The organism is Pseudomonas sp. K5002 (assembly GCF_013386655.1).
In the GTDB taxonomy this organism is placed as follows: Bacteria; Pseudomonadota; Gammaproteobacteria; order Pseudomonadales; family Pseudomonadaceae; genus Aquipseudomonas.
Genome location: NZ_JACARK010001297.1, coordinates 1 through 1,862 on the forward strand (window position 1 = coordinate 1; position 1,862 = coordinate 1,862).

The 1,862-nt window shown below is 63.6% G+C and carries 1 protein-coding gene and 1 pseudogene; both read left to right on the top strand.

What is annotated here, in order from left to right; all coding sequences use genetic code 11:
* A pseudogene (locus HX846_RS35820) lies at nucleotides 1-281 on the top strand (ABC transporter ATP-binding protein); the annotation flags it as partial.
* Nucleotides 274-1,862 (top strand): ABC transporter ATP-binding protein (locus HX846_RS35825; RefSeq protein ID WP_178967303.1); only part of this gene is annotated, 1,589 nt, incomplete at its 3' end. The pseudogene HX846_RS35820 and the gene HX846_RS35825, both read left to right, overlap by 8 nt.

A 1,862-nucleotide genomic window follows, 5' to 3' on the forward strand; every position in this document is an offset into this window, starting at 1 on the left:
GCCTGTGCCTGGCGCGGGCGCTGCTGGGCCAACCGGACATCCTGTGCCTGGACGACGCCACCAGCGCCCTCGACGCCATCAGCGAACGGCACGTACTGAACAACCTGCGAGAACTGCGCGGTACCACCGTGCTGGTGATCTCCAGCAAGTTGTCGACCATCCTCCTGGCCGACCGGGTGCTGATGCTCGCGGACGGCAAAATCGCCGCCACAGGCACCCACGCCGAACTGCAACACACCAACCCGCACTACCGCGACCTGCTGGGGATCGACCATGGCTAATCCAATCGCCGGCAAAGCCTTGAGCGATATCGAAATTGAAGAAATGCTCGCGAAAAAGGCCCTCGACCGCAGCATGTTCAAACGCTTGCTGCCGCTGCTCAGGCCAATCCGCCGCTCGATTTTCGCGGTGATCGGCATTGAGCTGTTGCTGGTGTTCACGGTGTTTTTGCGACCCTGGTTCGTGCGTGAACTGCTGGACCGTGGCTTGATTCAGCAGGCCGACCACTGGCTGCTGGACGAGCGCCTGGTGCTATGGCTGGGCGCGGGGCTGGCCGCCAGTTGGCTGGTGCGATTCCTGCTGGCCGGGGTCTCGCAGTTTGTTGCCGGTGGCGCGGCGATCCGCGTGTTGAACGCCCTGCGGGTGCAGGTGTTTGCGCATGTCCAGGGCTTGAGCGTCAGCTACTTCGACCAGACCCGTGCCGGGCGGATCATTTCCCGGGTTGACCGCGACGTGGACGCCCTCGAACCCTTGGTGATCCAGGGCCCGCCTGAACTGCTCGGTGCCTTGCTGCGCTGTGGCCTGGCATCGGTGATGTTGTGGCGTATCGACCCGCGTTTCTTCCTCAGCCTGGTGGCCACCGTACCGTTGCTGGTGCTGGCGACCTGGAGTTTCAAGCGGATCTCCCAGCGCAACTGGGCGCGGGTTGCGGAAAACCGCAGCCGTTTTACCGCACACCTGGTGGAAAGCGTCAGCGGCGCGCGGATGCTGCAGCAGTGCGCCCAGGAGACGCCGAACCTGCGGCGTTATCGCGGGCTGTTGGATGACTTCAACCATGCACTGATTCGCGGCAGCTTGCGCTCGGGGTGGTTTGCGCCCTTTACGGCGCTGCTGAGTTCGGCGGGAATCGCCTTGTTATTGCTGGTGGGCGGCTATGGGCTGGCGGCCGGTGAAGTGTCGGTCGGGCAAGTGGCCGAAAGTCTGTTTTACGTGTTCCTGTTCTTGGGGCCGTTGCAGGAGCTGTCGGACCTGTTTGAACGCTACGCCACCGGATCGGCGTCGGCGCAGCGGATTTTCCTGTTGCTCGATACCCAGGCGCAGATTACCGACAGCGCTACACCGCGCCATTTGGGCCGAGCGCGGGGTGAGGTGCGGTTCGAGCAGGTGGGTTTCAGTTATGTGCCAAGTGCGCAGGCGCCGGTGATCAATGGGCTGGATTTGCATATTCCTGCGGGTGAGGTGTTGGCGATTGTCGGGCCTTCGGGGCATGGGAAAAGCACGCTGGTGCAGTTGCTCACGCGGTTTTATGAGGTGCAGTCGGGCGTGGTGCGGCTGGACGGGATTGATGTGCGGGAGCTGGCCCAGCATGCGTTGCGGCGCAATGTCGGGGTGGTGTTGCAGGACAATGTGTTGTTCAGCGGGAGCATTCTGGACAACTTGCGGTTGGCGGCGCCGTTGGCGGATGACGCGACCCTGGTCGCGGCGGCCCGGGAGCTGGGCGCCGATGAGGTATTGGAGCGGTTGCCGCATCAGTACCACACCGAGGTTGGGCCTTTGGGAGCGCATTTGAGTCATGGGCAGCGGCAGCTCGTTTGCCTGGTGCGGGCGTATCTGGCGGACCCGGCGGTGCTGGTGCTGGATGA